Genomic DNA, 17,284 nt, shown 5'->3' with positions numbered 1-17,284 from the left:
AATCAAAGATTTTAATTTTAGCCTTTTATTAGCTTTTTATAAAGTTTCAAATTAAATTGAGGTATGAATCTCCCATGGAATTGAATCAACCACCACTCCCTACAGAAATTGATGATGACGCTTATCATAAGCCGAGTTTTAATGATTTGGGCTTAAAAGAATCGGTTTTAAAATCCGTTTATGAAGCCGGCTTCACTTCCCCAAGCCCCATTCAAGAAAAGGCCATTCCGGCTGTTTTGCAAGGCCGAGATGTCATTGCGCAAGCCCAAACAGGCACAGGAAAAACCGCCGCTTTCGCTCTGCCCATTATCAACAACCTTAAAAACAACCACACCATAGAGGCCTTAGTGATCACGCCCACTAGAGAATTAGCCATGCAAATTAGCGATGAGATTTTTAAATTGGGCAAACACACTAGGACTAAAACCGTGTGCGTGTATGGAGGCCAGAGCGTTAAAAAACAATGCGAATTCATTAAGAAAAACCCCCAAGTGATGATCGCTACACCAGGAAGGCTGTTGGATCATTTAAAAAACGAGCGCATCCATAAATTTGTGCCTAAAGTGGTCGTTTTAGATGAAAGCGATGAAATGCTGGATATGGGGTTTTTGGACGATATTGAAGAGATTTTTGACTACCTCCCTAGCGAAGCGCAGATTTTGCTTTTTTCAGCCACGATGCCAGAGCCGATCAAAAGGCTAGCGGATAAGATTTTAGAAAACCCTATTAAAATCCATATTGCCCCCTCTAATATCACTAACACCGACATCACCCAACGCTTTTATGTGATCAATGAGCATGAAAGGGCTGAAGCGATCATGCGCCTTTTAGACACCCAAGCGCCTGAAAAGAGCATCGTTTTCACGCGCACCAAAAAAGAAGCCGATGAATTGCACCAATTCCTTGCTTCTAAAAATTACAAAAGCACCGCCTTGCATGGGGATATGGATCAAAGGGATCGGCGCTCTTCTATCATGGCGTTTAAAAGAAATGACGCTGATGTGTTGGTGGCTACAGATGTGGCGAGCCGTGGGCTAGATATTAGCGGTGTAAGCCATGTGTTTAATTACCATTTGCCCCTAAACACCGAGAGCTATATCCACCGCATTGGAAGAACCGGGCGAGCGGGCAAAAAAGGCATGGCGATCACTTTAGTAACCCCCTTAGAATACAAAGAGCTTTTACGCATGCAAAAAGAAATTGATTCAGAGATTGAACTTTTTGAAATCCCCACCATCAACGAAAATCAGATCATCAAAACCTTGCATGACGCTAAAGTGTCTGAAGGGACTATCAGCCTTTATGAACAGCTTACCGAAATTTTTGAGCCGTCTCAATTGGTTTTAAAACTTTTGAGTTTGCAGTTTGAAACCAGCAAAATCGGCTTGAACCAGCAAGAAATTGATGCGATTCAAAACCCTAAAGAAAAAACGCCAAAACCCACCCATAAAAAAATGCACCAACATGATCAAGCGCGTTCTTTCAAAAAGGGCCATTACAGAGAAAAAGGCTCTAAAACGAACCACCATTCTAAAAAACCCAAACGCCGTTAAAATATTTAAAAAGGAAATTCATGCCCATTGATTTGAACGAACATTTAAAAAAGAAAAATCCTCAAAGAGAAAACCCCACGCCTAATACGCCTAATAATGGGGGGCGTTTCATTCCGCCGTCTAACTCTTTTAATTCTAAAAAACTATCGGTTTTAATCGTCATTGTCCTTTTAGGCGTTATCGCTTTTTTGGCCAAGCCTTTTGAAGTGATTAGCTCAGGAGAAATTGGCATTAAAATCACTGCCGGGAAATACGAACCCACCCCCTTACAGCCAGGAATCCACTTTTTTGTGCCTGTCATTCAAGACATTCTCATTGTGGATACAAGGATTAGGAATATCAATTTTTCACGCACCGAAGACATGGGTGTGGCGGGTAAAAACCAAGGGATTTTTAGAAACGACGCTATTAATGTGATGGATAGCAGGGGTTTGACCGTTTCTATTGAACTCACCGTGCAATACCGCCTAAACCCTCAAACCACCCCCCAAACGATCGCTACTTATGGCTTGTCTTGGGAGCAAAAAATCATCAACCCTGTGGTGCGCGATGTGGTGCGCTCTGTGGTGGGGCGCTATCCGGCTGAAGATTTACCCATTAAGCGCAACGAAATCGCCGCTCTTATCAATAGCGGTATCAATAAGGAAGTTTCTAAGCTCCCCAACACCCCTGTGGAATTAAGCTCTATCCAATTGAGAGAAATCGTCTTACCCGCTAAGATTAAAGAGCAAATTGAAAAAGTCCAAATCGCGCGCCAAGAATCAGAAAGGGTGAAATACGAGGTGGAACGATCCAAGCAAGAAGCTCAAAAACAAGCCGCTCTGGCTAAAGGGGAAGCGGACGCTAACAGGATTAAGGCTCAGGGCGTGGCGGATGCGATCGTGATTGAAGCTAAGGCGAAATCTCAAGCCAATTTGAGCATTTCGCAAAGCTTGAGCGACAAGCTTTTAAGACTGCGCCAAATTGAAGTTCAAGGCCAGTTTAATGAAGCGTTAAAAACGAACAATAACGCTCAAATCATGCTCACTCCAGGCGGGGCTGTGCCTAATATTTGGATTGACACTAAAAGTAAGGTTAAATCTAGCATTGCCGAGAGTAAAGAGCCTTAAAAACGCATGGCGTCTCTTGCCTTTATCCAAGCTTTTTTGGAGTCTTTTAAGGGATTTTTAAGCCAAGCGATTTTAATCAGCGTTTTAATAGCGAGCGTTTTAATCCTTTTTTGCGCGATTTTGCTCCTTTTGGCTCTGCTTTTGAGAAACCGTTGGGCTAGTTATATAGCAACGGCAGCTTTTTTGGGCGCGTTTTTAAGCATGCCTTTTGTTTTGAATGTCTTACTCACTCAAGCGATTTACCCCATAGAAACACGCATCTTACACGCTAACCCCTTAAGTTATAGCAACGCCTTTTCTTTGCAAGTGGGAGTCAAAAACATTTCCAAATTCAGTCTAAACAAATGCGTTTTACGCCTAGAAGTCCTTAAAAACCCTCACAATTTTGTAGAAGAGCATGCTTTTAAATGGTTTGTCAAAAAAAGCTATGAAAAAATTTTTAAAGAAAAGATTTTGTCCAAAGAATCCAAGGTCTTTTCATTCTTTATTGACGACTACCCTTATTCAAAAACAGCCCCCTATCAAGTTTCTTTGTTTTGTTTATAGAAGGTGAAAAGATAACGCCCATTAAAAAGCGATTAAAAATATTAAAGGCATATACTAAAGGCATAAATTTTAAAATAAAGCTTTAAAGCCTGGATTCCAACAAACGCTTGGTATAAGCGTGTTTAGGGTTGTCAAACACTTCTTCAATAGCGCCTGTTTCTACGACTTTCCCCTCACTTATCACTAACACCTTATCGCAAAACGCTTTGATCACATCTAAATCATGGCTGATAAACAAATAGCTTAAATCCTGCTTTTCTTGTAAATTCAACAATAATTCCAACACGCTTTTTTGAATGCTTTTGTCTAAAGCAGAGGTTGGCTCATCTAAAAGAATGATTTTAGGTTTTAAGGCAATCGCTCTAGCGATCGCCACTCTTTGGCGCTCCCCACCGCTGAGTTCATAAGCGTAAAAGTTAAGCAATTCAGGGTTTAAACACACTTCTTCTAAACAAAGTTCAGCTAAATGGTGCCATTCTTCTTTGGAAGCTTTAGGGTAAGCAAAGCGCAAAGCTTCTATTAAAATGCTTTGAATGCTTAAGCGAGGGTTTAATGAAGCATAGGGGTCTTGAAACACCATTTGCAAGATCTTGCGGTAGGGTTTGAACGCCTTAGAATTTAAAAGCCCCACGCTTTGGCCTAAAATCTTTTCTTCCCCGCTGTTTAAAGCGAGTTTTAAAAGCCCTAACGCTAAAGAGCTTTTCCCGCTCCCGCTTTCGCCAATGATACCGATGTTTTCTTTAGCTTTGAGGGAAAAATTGACTGATGCGATAAGGGGCTTTTTTAAAGAAGGCCTAAAGAAGCGTTTTTGCAAGTAGTAAACGCTAAAATCTTTCACCTCTAAAAGCGTTTCATCTAGCGCTTTTAAATTTTTAGCGGGCAAGTTTGAAGCCTGAAGCAGGAGTTTTGAATATTCGTGCTTGGGGTCATTAAAAAGCTCTTTAGTCAAATTGGTTTCTACGATCTCGCCTTTTTTTAGCACATAAACCCTATCGGCTAAGCGTTTAACCGCCTTTAAATCATGGCTAATGAATAAAAGGGCGATGTTTTTTTCCACGCTCAATTGCTTGAGCAAGTCTAAAATCTGGTTTTGGATTTGGGCATCTAATGCGGTGGTAGGCTCATCGCAAATGAGCAGTTTGGGCGCATTAATAATGCCCATAGCGATACACACCCTTTGGCGCTGCCCTCCGCTGAGCTCATAAGGGTAACGATCCAAAAATTTTTCATCTAATTGGACTTGTTTCATGGCGTTTAAAACTTGTTCTTTAAGGAGCGTTTGAGAAGCGTTTTTATGGTGTAAGAAATAGGCTTCACTCATTTGTTTGCCGATTTTATGCAAGGGGTTTAGGCTAGATAGGGGGTCTTGAGCGATGTAAGCGATAATATTCCCCCTTAAATGCTGCATGAACGCTTCGCTTTCCTTTAAAAGATTGGTTGTTTCAAACAACATTTCGCCATTATGAGGCTTGAATCTAGGGTTTAATCGCATGATGAGATTAGCGATAGAGCTTTTCCCGCTCCCGCTTTCGCCCACGATCGCCACCCTTTCACCATAACTTAAAGAAATATTGATGTTTTGGAGCGAAAAATGCGCGTTTAAAACGCAGTTCAAGTTTTTGATTTCTAGCATGTAACCCCCTTATTTGAGCATGTTAGCGTTGAAAGCATCGCGCACCCCTTCGCCAATGAACACCAAAACAGAAAGCAACAAACTGATGGCTACAAAGGCTACAACCGCTAAATGGGGCGTGGTGAGGTTATCCTTGCCTTGATTGACCAATTCGCCCAAACTCGCGCTCCCTATGGGCATGCCAAAACCCAAGAAATCCAAAGACACTAAAGTGGAAATGCTAGCCGCCATTAAAAACGGCACATAAGTGATCGTCGCCACTAAAGCGTTGGGTAACACATGGTAGAAAATGATTTTTAAATCATTCACCCCAAGCGCTCTAGCGGCTTTGGTGTAGTCCATATTCCTTGCTTTTAAAAACTCCGTGCGCACGACTTGAGAAAGCCCCATCCAGCTAAAGAGCAAGACTAAAAACAAGATGATCCAGAAATTGGAATTAAACGCGCTAGAAATCACAATGAGTAAAAAAAGCATGGGAATCGCGCTCCAAATCTCGCTCAACCTTTGCCCCAATAAATCCACTAACCCTCCATAATACCCTTGAAACGCTCCCAAACTCACGCCAATAAGAACGCTAAAAAGGGTGAGTAAAATCCCAAACACTAACGAAACCCGATAGCCATAAACCAGCCTGGCTAACACGTCTCTGGCTTGATCGTCTGTGCCTAAAAGGTGTTTGAATCTTGGGGGGTGGGGGCGGGCGAGTCTAAATCCATAATGATCGTATCATAGCTATAAGGGATGAGCGCATGGATGATGAAAGCGTCTTTTAAAAGCGTGTTTTGCACATAAGGATCGTTATAGTCCGTAGGGGTGAAAAAATCGCCTCCAAACTCCACTTCCGCATAGTTTTTAAACATGGGGAAATACGCTTTATTGTCTTTATAGATGAATAAAGGGCGATCATTCACCCACAAGGGGGCTAAAAGAGAAAGTGTTAATAAAGCGATAAAAAGATAGAGTGAAAACACCGCCCGCTTATTCTTTTTAAAACTAAGAATACGCATTTTAAACAAACTGCTCACGCTCAAACTCCCTTGATGAAAAACAATTCCTAAGATTATAATTAATTATGGGTAATACTAGCAAGAAAATGGGTTTGATCAATAAAGAAAGAGAATAAGTGTAATAATGGTGGAGTGTAGGGGGTTCGAACCCCTGACCTCAACGCTGCCAGCGTTGCGCTCTCCCAACTGAGCTAACACCCCAAATAAAATTAAGCGAGCATTATAACATTTTGCTTAAAAGATGTCAATTTGATGCTTTTTTGAAACACTTAATAGCAAATTAAGAATGATTATCTTAAAATTAGAGAGTTTCTTTTATGGATTAAGTAAAATCACTTATCAAAGCAAAAAGGATATTTTTGAAAAACCACTCCTTTAAAAAAACGATCGCTCTTTCCTTGCTAGCGGGCATGTCTTTGTGTAACGCTGAAGAAGATGGGGCGTTTTTTGTCATAGATTACCAGACGAGTTTGGCCAGACAGGAATTGAAAAATCCAGGCTTCACCCAAGCACAAGAATTAAAGCAGTTGATCAGAGATGGGGCTGTGAGGTTGCAAACTTCTGCCATTCCCTTATCCTACTACTTGGATATTTTAGGGAATAAAACAAAAACTCTTTTGAGTGAAAGCGTGAAAAACAGCTCACAAGCGCAACCATCGCAACCAAACGGACAACCAAACCAAGCTTTAGTCAATTTAGAGCAATCTCTAGGGATTTTAGGAAAACTATTAGATCTATCCCAACAATACGCTTCAGAAGGTGTCATTAAGCCTTTGGTGGTGGATGTAGGGAAAGAACAAATCGGTATCACTGATAGCATGCTCTTAGTGGCTCAAAACATCGTTTTAGCTTTAGGGCAAGTGGATTTGAGTAAAATCCAACAAAAACAAAACAGTAACGAGCAACTATACCAAAACATCATGAAAGTCATGCTTTTAGGCGCGGGCGGGACTAATGGAGCGTATAATGGCGTGAGCGTGGGCGATATTGCCACTGGCATGCAAAATTTTTCTTCGCAAACGGGCTTGATAGGGGCTAACTCTACGGTTAGCGAACTCAACGCTTTGATTAAGAGCGGGATTTCTTTGGATCGTGAGACTTTGAGGTTAGGGAGTTTTATTGAAAAAAATATTTGTAGCAGTGCATCGCCTTGTTTTACTGGGAGTCAGCTTATTTATAGGAAAGGGCTAGACAGAGTCATAAACATCATCAATACGAGCTTAGGCCAGTTTGAATATTCGGCCAGTTCTCTTTATAAGATTTCTTATATCCCTAATCTCTTTTCGCTCAAAGATTATCAGTCAGCGAGCATGAATGGCTTTGGGGCTAAGATGGGCTATAAACAATTTTTCACCCATAAGAAAAATATTGGCTTAAGGTATTACGGGTTTTTGGATTATGGCTATGCGAACTTTGGCGATACGAATTTAAAAGTGGGAGCCAATCTTGTTACTTATGGGGTAGGAACGGATTTTTTATACAATGTGTATGAACGCTCTAGAAGGAGAGAAAGGACTACAATCGGTCTTTTCTTTGGCGCTCAAATTGCAGGGCAAACTTGGAGCACGAATGTAACGAACTTATTGAGTGGGCAAAGGCCTGATGTCAAGTCTAGCTCGTTCCAATTCTTGTTTGATTTGGGCGTGCGCACCAACTTTGCAAAAACCAATTTCAATAAGCACAGGCTAGACCAAGGGATAGAATTTGGGGTGAAAATCCCTGTTATCGCTCATAAATATTTTGCAACCCAAGGCTCAAGCGCAAGCTATATGAGGAATTTTAGCTTCTATGTGGGCTATTCAGTCGGTTTTTAAGGAAGGCTCTTGATGAAACATACCAATACAAAAGAGATAAAAAATACAAGAATGGAAAAAAGTCAATACCACGCGCTCAAAAAGGGGCTTTTGAAAACCGCTCTGCTTTTTAGCCTTCCTTTAAGCGTGGCGTTAGCTGAAGATGATGGCTTTTACATGGGAGTGGGCTATCAAATCGGCGGCGCGCAACAAAACATCAATAACAAAGGCAGCACCCTAAGGAATAATGTCATTGATGATTTCCGCCAAGTGGGCGTAGGCATGGCAGGGGGTAATGGGCTTTTAACCTTAGCGACAAACACGACCATGGACGCTCTTTTAGGGATAGGCAATCAAATTGTCAATACTAATACAACTGTTGGTAACAATAACACAGAATTAACCCAGTTTAAAAAAATACTCCCCCAAATTGAGCAACGCTTTGAAGCGGATAAAAACGCTTATAGCGTTCAAGCCTTGCAAGTGTATTTGAGTAATGTGTTGTATAACTTGGTTAATAATAGTGAGAATGGCAGTAATAATGGAGTCGTTCCTGGATATGTAGGGATTATAAAAGTTCTTTATGGCTCTCAAAGAGAATTTGATCTCTTAGCCACGGAAAGCGTGGCGCTTTTAAACGCGCTCACAAGGGTGAATTTGGATAGTAATTCGGTGTTTTTAAAAGGGCTTTTAGCCCAAATGCAGCTTTTTAATGATACTTCTGCAGCGAAGCTAGGCCAGATCGCAGAAGGCTTGAATAAGAGCGGTGGTGCAGGGGCCATGCTCCAAAAGGATGTGAAAACCATCTCGGATCGAATCGCTACTTATCAAGAGAATCTAAAACAGCTAGGAGGAATGCTAAATAATTACGATGAGCCTTACTTGCCCCAATTTGGGCCAGGCAAAAGCTCTCAGCATGGGGTTATTAATGGCTTTGGCATTCAAATGGGCTACAAGCAATTTTTTGGGAGCAAGAGGAATATAGGCTTGCGGTACTACGCTTTCTTTGATTACGGCTTTACGCAATTAGGCAGTCTTAGCAACGCTGTTAAGGCGAATATCTTTACTTATGGCGCTGGCACAGACTTTTTATGGAATATCTTTAGGAGGGTTTTTAGCGATCAGTCCTTGAATGTGGGGGTGTTTGGGGGCATTCAAATAGCGGGTAACACTTGGGATAGCTCTTTAAAAGGTCAAATTGAAGACTCGTTTCAAAAAAGCCCCACTCCCACGAATTTCCAATTTTTGTTCAATTTGGGCTTAAGGGCTCATTTTGCCAGCACCATGCACCGCCGGTTTTTGAGTGCGTCTCAAAGCATTCAGCATGGTATGGAATTTGGCGTGAAAATCCCAGCGATCAATCAAAGGTATTTGAGGGCCAATGGGGCTGATGTGGATTACAGGCGTTTGTATGCGTTCTATATCAATTACACGATAGGCTTTTAAGCTCTTTTTAGGGCTTATAAAGAGGCTTTTTACTTTTTTTTGGTATTCTAACAAGCTTTTAAACAATCCAATCTACTTTGTTTTAAGGATAATATTTTATGGCAGATGTCGTTGTGGGGATCCAGTGGGGAGATGAGGGGAAGGGAAAAATTGTTGATAGGATCGCTAAAGATTATGACTTTGTGGTGCGCTATCAAGGCGGGCATAACGCTGGGCATACCATTGTGCATAAGGGGGTTAAGCATTCTTTGCATTTAATGCCCTCAGGAGCGCTATACCCCAAATGCAAGAACATCATTTCTAGCGCGGTGGTTGTGAGTATTAAGGATTTGTGCGAAGAAATCAGCGCGTTTGAGGATTTAGAAAATCGTTTGTTTATCAGCGACAGAGCCCATGTGATCTTGCCTTATCATGCCAAAAAAGACGCTTTTAAAGAAAAATCTCAAAACATCGGCACGACTCAAAAAGGCATAGGCCCTTGCTATGAGGATAAAATGGCGAGGAGCGGGATAAGAATGGGGGATTTATTAGACGATACCATATTAGAAGAGAAACTAAAAGCGCATTTCAAAGCCATTGAGCCTTTTAAAGAAGCGTATGATTTGGGCGAGGATTACGAAAAAGATTTGAGGGAGTATTTTAAACAATACACCCCAAAAATTTGCCCCTTTATCAAAGACACCACAAGCATGCTGATAGAGGCGAACCAAAAGGGTGAAAAAATCCTATTAGAAGGGGCACAAGGCACGCTTTTAGACATTGATTTAGGGACTTACCCTTTTGTAACAAGCTCTAACACCACGAGCGCGAGCGCATGCGTGAGCACCGGCTTAAACCCTAAAGCGATCAATGAAGTGATAGGCATCACGAAAGCGTATTCTACTCGTGTGGGGAACGGGCCTTTCCCTAGCGAAGACACTACACCCATGGGCGATCATTTAAGAACTAAGGGCGCGGAGTTTGGCACGACAACTAAACGCCCAAGGCGTTGCGGGTGGCTGGATTTGGTGGCTTTAAAATACGCTTGCGCTTTGAATGGTTGCACGCAATTAGCTTTAATGAAATTAGATGTTTTGGACGGGATTGATGCGATTAAGGTGTGCGTGGCTTATGAAAGAAAGGGCGAAAGATTAGAGGCTTTCCCTAGCGATTTGAAAGATTGCATGCCTGTTTATCAAACTTTTAAAGGCTGGGAAAAAAGCGTGGGCGTGAAAAAATTAGAGGATTTAGAGCCAAACGCTAGAGAGTATGTTCGTTTTATTGAAAAAGAAGTGGGGGTAAAAATTGGCCTTATTTCTACAAGCCCTGAAAGAGAAGACACGATTTTTCTATGAAAAAATTCGCTTCTGTGTTGGTGCAATTAAAAACCCTTGCGTTAGAAAAAATAGAGCAAAAGCTTGAAAGCAAGCGTTTAGAATTGCAACAAAACGAGCGAGAAGTTTTGGACAAACAAGCCCAATTGAGCGCGTTTAAAAACCCTGAGTTGGGGGGAATGAGCCTTTTTTTACAAATCCAGCAATTAAAAAGCGCTCTAAGAATGGAGATAGAATATTACCAACAAGAGGGTGAGAATTTAAATAAGGATTTAAAAGTTTTAGAAAAAGATTATCTTTTGGCTAACCAGGAATTGGAAAAAGCTAAAATCATTCTAGAAAATGAAAAGCAAAAAGAAAAGGAAATTGTGGAAAAAAAAGAACAGGCTCTTTTGGACGAAAACGCCATGATTTTACACTGGCAAAAAGGGGGCTTGCATGCGTAAAATCTTGTTAATGGGCTTGATTTTACAGGCGCTCTTTAGCGAAGAAGCCGCACAAGAATTGTTGCAATGCTCTGCGATTTTTGAATCTAAAAAAGCCGAATTGAAAGACGATTTGCGCCAATTGAGTGAAAAAGAGCAGTCTTTAAGGATTTTGCAAACCGAAAACGCCCGCCTTTTAGATGAAAAAAACGATCTGTTAAACCAAAAAGAAAAAGAAGTGGAAGAAAAACTGAAAAATTTAGCGGCTAAAGAAGAAGCCTTTAAAACCTTACAAACGGAAGAAAAAAAACGCCTTAAAAATTTGATAGAAGAAAACGAAAGCATTTTAAGAGAAATCAAGCAGGCTAAAGATAGCAAGATTGGCGATACTTATTCTAAAATGAAAGATTCTAAATCGGCTCTGATTTTAGAAAATTTACCCACCAAAAACGCCTTAGAAATTTTAATGGCGCTAAAACCTCAAGAATTAGGTAAAATTTTAGCCAAAATGGATCCTAAAAAAGCAGCGGCTTTGACAGAGTTGTGGCAAAAACCCCCCAAAGAAAATAAAGAAAACCAAAAAACCACAGAGCCTACACCAGCATCCGTGCCCCCCACACCACCCACGCCTTTAAAAGAGCCGATGATAAAAGATCCTAATACCAAAGAGCCAACAGGGGTATGATGTTCATTGTAGCGGTTTTAATGCTGGCGTTTTTAATCTTTGTCCATGAATTAGGGCATTTCATTATCGCTAGGCTTTGTGGGGTGAAAGTGGAAGTGTTTAGCATTGGTTTTGGTAAAAAACTCTGGTTTTTTAGGCTTTTTGGCACGCAATTCGCTTTGTCTTTGATCCCGCTTGGGGGCTATGTGAAATTAAAGGGCATGGATAAAGAAGAAAATGAAGAAAATAAAACCCATCAAGCAAATGATAGCTACGCGCAAAAAAACCCTTTCCAAAAGCTATGGATACTATTTGGGGGGGCGTTTTTTAATTTTCTTTTTGCGATTCTAGTGTATTTTTTTCTGGCATTGAGCGGGGAAAAAGTCTTACTGCCAATCATTGGCGGTTTAGAAAATAACGCGTTAGAAGCTGGACTGTTAAAGGGGGATAAAATCCTTTCTATCAACCATCAAAAAATAGCGAGTTTTGGAGAGATTAGAAGCATAGTGGCGCGTGCTAGAGGCGAGTTGGTTGTAGAAATAGAGCGAAACAACCAGATTTTAGAAAAACGACTGACCCCCAAAATCGTGGCGGTGGTAAGCGAATCTAATGATCCTAATGAAATGATCCAATACAAGGTGATAGGCATTAAACCGGACATGCAAAAAACGGGCGTTGTTTCTTATTCCCTAATTCAAGCGTTCAAGCAGGCCTTGAGTCGGTTTAAAGAGGGCGCTGATTTGATTATAGTTTCTTTAAAGCGTTTGATTACGGGGAGCGCTTCAGCCAAAGAATTGAGTGGGGTAATAGGCATTGTGGGAGCGTTAAGCCATGCCAATAGCGTGAGCATGCTTTTATTGTTTGGGGCGTTTTTGTCTATTAATTTAGGGATTTTAAATTTATTACCCATCCCCGCTTTAGATGGGGGGCAAATGCTAGGGGTTATTTTTAAAAATATTTTTAAGATCACTTTGCCTGTGATTATACAAAATGCGTTGTGGCTAGCGGGGGTAGGGTTTTTGGTTTTTATCATGTTTTTAGGGCTTTTTAATGACATCACTCGTTTGCTATAAAAGGGGGAGTTGGTGAATGTATTGAGCGTGAGCGAAATCAATGCGCAAATCAAAGCCCTTTTAGAAGCGACTTTTTTGCAAGTTAGGGTTCAAGGGGAAGTGAGTAATTTGACTATCCACAAGGTGAGCAGCCATGCGTATTTTTCGCTCAAAGACAGCCAGTCAGTGATTAAATGCACCTTATTTAAAGGGAACGCTAACAGGCTCAAATTCGCTTTAAAAGAAGGGCAGGAAGTGGTTGTTTTTGGGGGTATTAGCGTGTATGTTCCAAGGGGGGATTATCAAATCAATTGCTTTGAAATAGAGCCTAAAGATATAGGTTCATTAACTTTAGCTTTAGAGCAATTGAAAGAAAAATTACGCCTTAAAGGCTATTTTGATGAAGCGAATAAATTACCCAAACCGCATTTTCCTAAACGAGTGGCAGTCATCACTTCTCAAAATTCAGCCGCTTGGGCGGACATGCAAAAGATCGCTTCCAAACGATGGCCGATGTGCGAATTAGTCTGCATCAACACTTTAATGCAAGGGGAGGGGTGCGTTCAAAGCGTGGTGGAGAGCGTCGCTTATGCGGATAGTTTTCATGACACAAAAAACGCTTTTGATGCGATTGTAGTGGCTAGGGGTGGGGGGAGCATGGAGGATTTGTATTCTTTCAATGATGAAAAAATCGCTGATGCTCTGTATTTGGCTAAAACCTTCAGCATGTCAGCTATTGGGCATGAGAGCGATTTTTTATTGAGCGATTTAGTGGCGGATTTAAGGGCTTCTACGCCTTCAAACGCGATGGAGATTTTGCTCCCTAGTAGCGATGAATGGTTGCAAAGACTTGATGGGTTTAATGTGAAATTGCACCGCTCTTTTAAAACTTTGCTCCATCAAAAAAAGGCGCATTTAGAGCATTTAGTGGCTTCTTTGAAACGATTGAGTTTTGAAAACAAGCACCATTTAAACACCTTAAAACTAGAGAAACTAACAATCGCTTTAGAAAATAAAACCTTAGAATTTTTGCGCTTTAAAAAAACGCTTTTAGAAAAAATCTCTATTCAAGCATTAACAAGCCCTTTTTTACAAACTAAAACAGAGCACTTAAACAGGCTAGAAAACGCCCTTAAACTCGCTCATGCGCATTTGAAATTGCCCCAATTCGGGGCGTTTGTGAGTAAAAACCATCAAGCGGTAGAATTAGAAGCATTAAAAACGGGCGATAAAATTGAATTGAATAATGAAAAAGCCAGAGCGAGCGCTGAAATTTTGAGCGTGGATAGGGTGTAGGGGTTTGAAAAATAAGATTTAAAATAAAATAGATTTTGTTTTTAAAATCTCGTATCCACTTCTTTTAATAATCTTTTCTAAACGCAATAGCATGATATTTGAAATCGTGTTTTGATACCCCTTGTTTTTTAAAATGCTAACAGCTTGCGGGTTATTTTTAATTTTTTCTTCTTTTTGACACAAATAAAAAGACCAATTCAAATCATAATCCCTATTAGCTTCTATAACCGCTTGCGCTGTTGTCCCACTACCTGCAAAAAAATCTAAAACAATAGAATCTTTAGGGGTGGAGCATAACAATAAATATTTAATCAATCCTACAGGTTTTGGCGTCTTAAAAAGCCCCTTTAAGCCTAATTTTTCCAAATCTTTCGTGCCTTGTCGGCTATAAAAATCCAACACGCTCAAACAATTATCTTGCGATTCTTTTAGGTAATATTTTTCATAAGGGCGGTTATTCTTAAAAATAAGTCTATTTTGATAATATAACTCTTTAAGCTTTTTATCGCTGCTCCACCCTCTGCTTTTTAAGGGTTCTAAAAAAAGATTGATTTCTTGTATCGCTACACTGCGTGGGTTTGAAGGCGTGGATAAATCTTTAGCGAAATAAATCTCACCTTTTTCATCCACTAAATTATAATTTTTTAAAAAATTAAAATGTTCTTTTTGGGATAATTCTTTGATCTGTTCTTTTAGGACAAGTTGGGCTTGATCTTGTCCTTTTTGTTTGAAAACATTCTTAATCGTTCGTATTAAATCTTTCAAGGGTTTAGCATAAATGGGCAAAAGCGTTCGTAAGATTTTAAAACCAGGAGCGAACGCTTTATTTTTGGCGTAGCTTAAAACATACTCATGGGTAATATTGATGTGTTTAGCGTTAGACCTTGTGGCTTGTTTAGTGATAAAAGTGCCTAAAAAATTGCGCGTTCCAAAAATTTCATTGGCAATGATTTTAACTTCAGCCATTTTATTATCGTCTATAGAAATAAAAATACAACCACTTTGTTTTAACACAGCCTTTGCTAAAATCAAATGTTCTTTAATCCATTTTTCATAGTCAGCATGATCGTCTTCATATTCAAAGTTAGAACTCTTGGTGTTATAAGGGGGGTCTATATAGATCGTTTGGATGCTTTCTTTTTCTATTCTTTTCAAACACTCCAAAGCTTCCATGATAAAAACTTTATGCAAGATGATTTTCCCAAGAAAAACGACCAAACTTGAGATTAAAAAGATTGATAAGCTCTTGTTCTTTTGAATCAATGGGTTTTATTTTAAAATCAAATTCTTTGATTAATTTACTAACCCCTATCGTTTGAGTTGAACGCCTACTCTCATTATGACACTCTTTTACTTTTTGCTCTAAATACAATCCCATTTCAGGGTGCTTTCCATAAACAATGAATAAAAGATTAGAAATATTATTCCAAACGCCCACGGCTAAAGTCGTTTTAATATCGCAAAAAACTTTGGCTTTTTCTAAAGTGGTGTCATTAAAAGTCGCGCTCCAAGTTTTACTTTGAAAAGAGACTTGTTTGATTTCTAAAAATTCATCGCTTGAATTTCTTTTGGCATCAAGACCATGCTTTTGGGTATTGATGAGATCATAATCTAAATATAAAGCCACCATGCTGTCTCTCAATTCATTCAAAAATGAATCGTTGTCATGTTTATTGTATTTATTTTGAATTTCTTCAATCGGCTTTAGTGCTTGATAGCTTTCTGTAATGAAGTTTCTGTCAATGGGCTCAAAGCACCCCTTATTAAAAAATCCTAAAGACTGATTTAAAAATTGCATTTCTAGCCCTTTAATTAAATTCTGTCAATATTATTTTAGTGAAAATATATGATTCATTAGCAATACTTTTAAGCAGAATATCTAAATTTTGCATTTCATTTTTATTATAAGCTTGTTTCAAACACCAGCCATTAATAAAAAAGTTTTGTATTATAATTTGATGGATTTCTATGGATTAAAGGTGTTTGGATTGAGTTTAGCCGATATTATTTTAGAGCGTTTTAAAGATTTTATGAGAGAACAACCTGAGCCTTACAAGTTTTTGCAAGTTTTTTATACGCAAGAAAAAGAACGCTTTTTGAATCATAAAATGAACGATTATATCAAACAAAATAAAAGCAAAGAAGAGGCTAGCATTTTGGCCAGACAAGGCTTTGTGAGCGCTATGGGAAGAGCGTTAGAAAAAATCATAGAACTTTTATTGAAAGATTTTTGTATTAAAAACAATGTCAAAATGACGAACGATAAAACCTTAAGGGCTAAGCGCATTAATGGCGAGCTGGATAGAGTCAAACGGGCTTTATTGGTGCATTTTGGAGAATATAGTGTTTTGCCTGATGGGGATATTATTCTTTATCAAACTAACAAGGATAATATCAAAATTCTAGCGGTTTTATCGGTAAAAAATTCGTTTAGGGAGCGTTTTACAGAAACGCCTTATTGGAAATTAAAGCTTCTGCAATCGCCTATAACTTCTCACATTAAAGTTTTCATGATAACACCGGATAACGATGATGAAATCAGCTTTAAAGACAAGCCCAAAAAAGCCAGGATCGTCATGGAGCATGAATTAGATGGTATCTATTTAGCCAAAAGCGATTTTGATCAAAGCCCTAAAATCAAGGGCATAGAAAATTTATTAGAAGATTTAAAAAGGCTTTTATGAAACCTTATTTCAGTTTAGAAAAATTGGATTTATACCATGGCGATGCGAGCGTTTTAGAGACTTTTGAAAAAGGTTTTTATGATTTATGCATCACTTCACCGCCCTATAATTTGAGCATTGAATACCAAGGGAGTAACGATTTTAGGGCTTATGATGATTATTTGAATTGGTGTAAAAATTGGCTTAAAAATTGTTATTTTTGGGGTAAGGAACAGGCGAGGTTGTGTTTGAATGTCCCTTTAGATACGAATAAACATGGCAAGCAAAGTTTGGGGGCCGATATTATTATAGTGGCTAAAGAATGCGGTTGGAAATACCAAAATACGATTATTTGGAATGAAAGCAATATCTCAAGACGCACCGCTTGGGGGAGTTGGTTGCAAGCTAGTGCGCCTTATGCTATCGCTCCTGTGGAATTGATCGTTGTTTTTTACAAAAACGAATACAAACGAAAAAAACAAACTTCTACAATCAGTAAAGAGGAATTCTTACTCTACACGAACGGGCTATGGAATTTTAGCGGTGAATCCAAAAAGCGCTTAAAGCACCCAGCCCCATTCCCAAGGGAATTACCCAGGCGTTGCATCCAATTGTTTTCTTTTTTGGAAGACACGATTTTTGATCCTTTTAGCGGATCTGGCACGACTATTTTAGAGGCCAACGCTTTAGGGCGTTTTAGCGTGGGTTTAGAGATTGAAAAAGAATATTGCGAATTGTCTAAAAAGCGTATTTTAGAGAGTTTGTCGTTAGTGTGAGCGTTTTA

General features: G+C 39.5%; 15 protein-coding genes, 1 tRNA gene and 1 pseudogene. 12 read left to right on the top strand and 5 right to left on the bottom strand.

The annotated features are described in order from the left end of the window. Positions 1–74: 74 nt before the first annotated feature. Genes EAL44_RS06055 through EAL44_RS06045 form a run of 3 tightly spaced genes read left to right on the top strand, consistent with a single transcriptional unit; the run spans position 75 to position 3,208 of the window. Entirely contained in the window at positions 75–1,553 is a 1,479-nt protein-coding gene (locus EAL44_RS06055) for a DEAD/DEAH box helicase (RefSeq protein ID WP_121075850.1), read from the top strand. 20 nt (positions 1,554–1,573) lie between these two features. Then, positions 1,574–2,662, top strand: a complete 1,089-nt coding sequence (locus EAL44_RS06050) for a prohibitin family protein (RefSeq protein WP_121075848.1) — start codon at positions 1,574–1,576, stop codon at positions 2,660–2,662. A gap of 6 nt (positions 2,663–2,668) precedes the next feature. After that, the gene (locus tag EAL44_RS06045; protein ID WP_121075846.1) at positions 2,669–3,208 is read left to right on the top strand and encodes a DUF2393 domain-containing protein; all 540 of its coding nucleotides are present in this window, start codon (positions 2,669–2,671) and stop codon (positions 3,206–3,208) included. 82 nt (positions 3,209–3,290) lie between these two features. Here the strand turns inward: EAL44_RS06045 and EAL44_RS06040 are convergent, their stop codons facing one another. The 3 genes and pseudogenes from EAL44_RS06040 to EAL44_RS06030 form a co-directional block, all read right to left on the bottom strand. After that, complete coding sequence (locus tag EAL44_RS06040) at positions 3,291–4,841, bottom strand: dipeptide ABC transporter ATP-binding protein (RefSeq protein ID WP_121075844.1); 1,551 nt, start codon at positions 4,839–4,841, stop codon at positions 3,291–3,293. A gap of 9 nt (positions 4,842–4,850) precedes the next feature. Then, positions 4,851–5,872, bottom strand: a pseudogene (locus EAL44_RS06035) (ABC transporter permease). A 101-nt stretch (positions 5,873–5,973) separates the two neighbouring features. Then, positions 5,974–6,049: transfer RNA gene (locus EAL44_RS06030), tRNA-Ala, on the bottom strand. 158 nt (positions 6,050–6,207) lie between these two features. On the opposite strand from EAL44_RS06030, the gene hopF reads away from it, so the two are divergent. From hopF to xseA, 7 genes are all read left to right on the top strand, one after another. Beyond that, positions 6,208–7,662: a Hop family outer membrane protein HopF gene (gene hopF, locus EAL44_RS06025; RefSeq protein WP_121075842.1), complete on the top strand. Its 1,455-nt coding sequence runs from the start codon at positions 6,208–6,210 to the stop codon at positions 7,660–7,662. A gap of 12 nt (positions 7,663–7,674) precedes the next feature. Further along, positions 7,675–9,087: a Hop family outer membrane protein HopG gene (gene hopG / locus EAL44_RS06020; protein WP_121075840.1), complete on the top strand. Its 1,413-nt coding sequence runs from the start codon at positions 7,675–7,677 to the stop codon at positions 9,085–9,087. 98 nt (positions 9,088–9,185) lie between these two features. Beyond that, positions 9,186–10,421 (top strand): adenylosuccinate synthase, encoded by a 1,236-nt coding sequence (gene purA / locus EAL44_RS06015; RefSeq protein ID WP_121075837.1) that lies wholly within the window; start codon positions 9,186–9,188, stop codon positions 10,419–10,421. After that, positions 10,418–10,846, top strand: a complete 429-nt coding sequence (locus tag EAL44_RS06010; RefSeq protein WP_121075835.1) for a flagellar export protein FliJ — start codon at positions 10,418–10,420, stop codon at positions 10,844–10,846. Before purA ends, EAL44_RS06010 begins: the two co-directional genes overlap by 4 nt. After that, positions 10,839–11,510, top strand: coding sequence for a MotE family protein (locus EAL44_RS06005; RefSeq protein WP_121075833.1), 672 nt, complete (start codon positions 10,839–10,841; stop codon positions 11,508–11,510). The genes EAL44_RS06010 and EAL44_RS06005 overlap by 8 nt, the downstream gene beginning before the upstream one ends. Next, positions 11,507–12,562 carry an RIP metalloprotease RseP gene (gene rseP, locus EAL44_RS06000; RefSeq protein WP_162970377.1) on the top strand — a complete coding sequence of 352 codons (1,056 nt, stop codon included), beginning with the start codon at positions 11,507–11,509 and terminating at the stop codon, positions 12,560–12,562. Before EAL44_RS06005 ends, rseP begins: the two co-directional genes overlap by 4 nt. Positions 12,563–12,574: 12 nt before the next feature. Next, the gene (gene xseA / locus EAL44_RS05995; protein ID WP_121075830.1) at positions 12,575–13,837 is read left to right on the top strand and encodes an exodeoxyribonuclease VII large subunit; all 1,263 of its coding nucleotides are present in this window, start codon (positions 12,575–12,577) and stop codon (positions 13,835–13,837) included. Positions 13,838–13,855: 18 nt separating this feature from the next. Here xseA and EAL44_RS05990 read toward each other — a convergent pair whose 3' ends face one another. Both EAL44_RS05990 and EAL44_RS05985 read right to left on the bottom strand, forming a co-directional pair. Next, entirely contained in the window at positions 13,856–15,010 is a 1,155-nt protein-coding gene (locus EAL44_RS05990) for a DNA methyltransferase (protein WP_162970385.1), read from the bottom strand. 10 nt (positions 15,011–15,020) lie between these two features. Continuing rightward, a complete protein-coding gene (locus EAL44_RS05985) occupies positions 15,021–15,635 on the bottom strand; it encodes a hypothetical protein (RefSeq protein WP_121075825.1) in 615 nt (204 codons plus the stop codon). Positions 15,636–15,825: 190 nt separating this feature from the next. Between EAL44_RS05985 and EAL44_RS05980 the strand changes: the two genes are divergently transcribed. Together EAL44_RS05980 and EAL44_RS05975 are read left to right on the top strand one after the other, a co-directional pair. Then, the gene (locus tag EAL44_RS05980) at positions 15,826–16,521 is read left to right on the top strand and encodes a BsaWI family type II restriction enzyme (protein ID WP_162970386.1); all 696 of its coding nucleotides are present in this window, start codon (positions 15,826–15,828) and stop codon (positions 16,519–16,521) included. Then, positions 16,518–17,276 (top strand): DNA-methyltransferase, encoded by a 759-nt coding sequence (locus EAL44_RS05975; protein ID WP_121075820.1) that lies wholly within the window; start codon positions 16,518–16,520, stop codon positions 17,274–17,276. The genes EAL44_RS05980 and EAL44_RS05975 overlap by 4 nt, the downstream gene beginning before the upstream one ends. Positions 17,277–17,284: the final 8 nt, after the last annotated feature.

It is taken from the genome of Helicobacter pylori (assembly GCF_003637685.1).
GTDB classification, from domain to species: Bacteria; Campylobacterota; Campylobacteria; order Campylobacterales; family Helicobacteraceae; genus Helicobacter; species Helicobacter pylori_CJ.
Note: the sequence above shows the minus strand (reverse complement) of the source record. Positions and strands in the feature narration are given on the sequence as shown.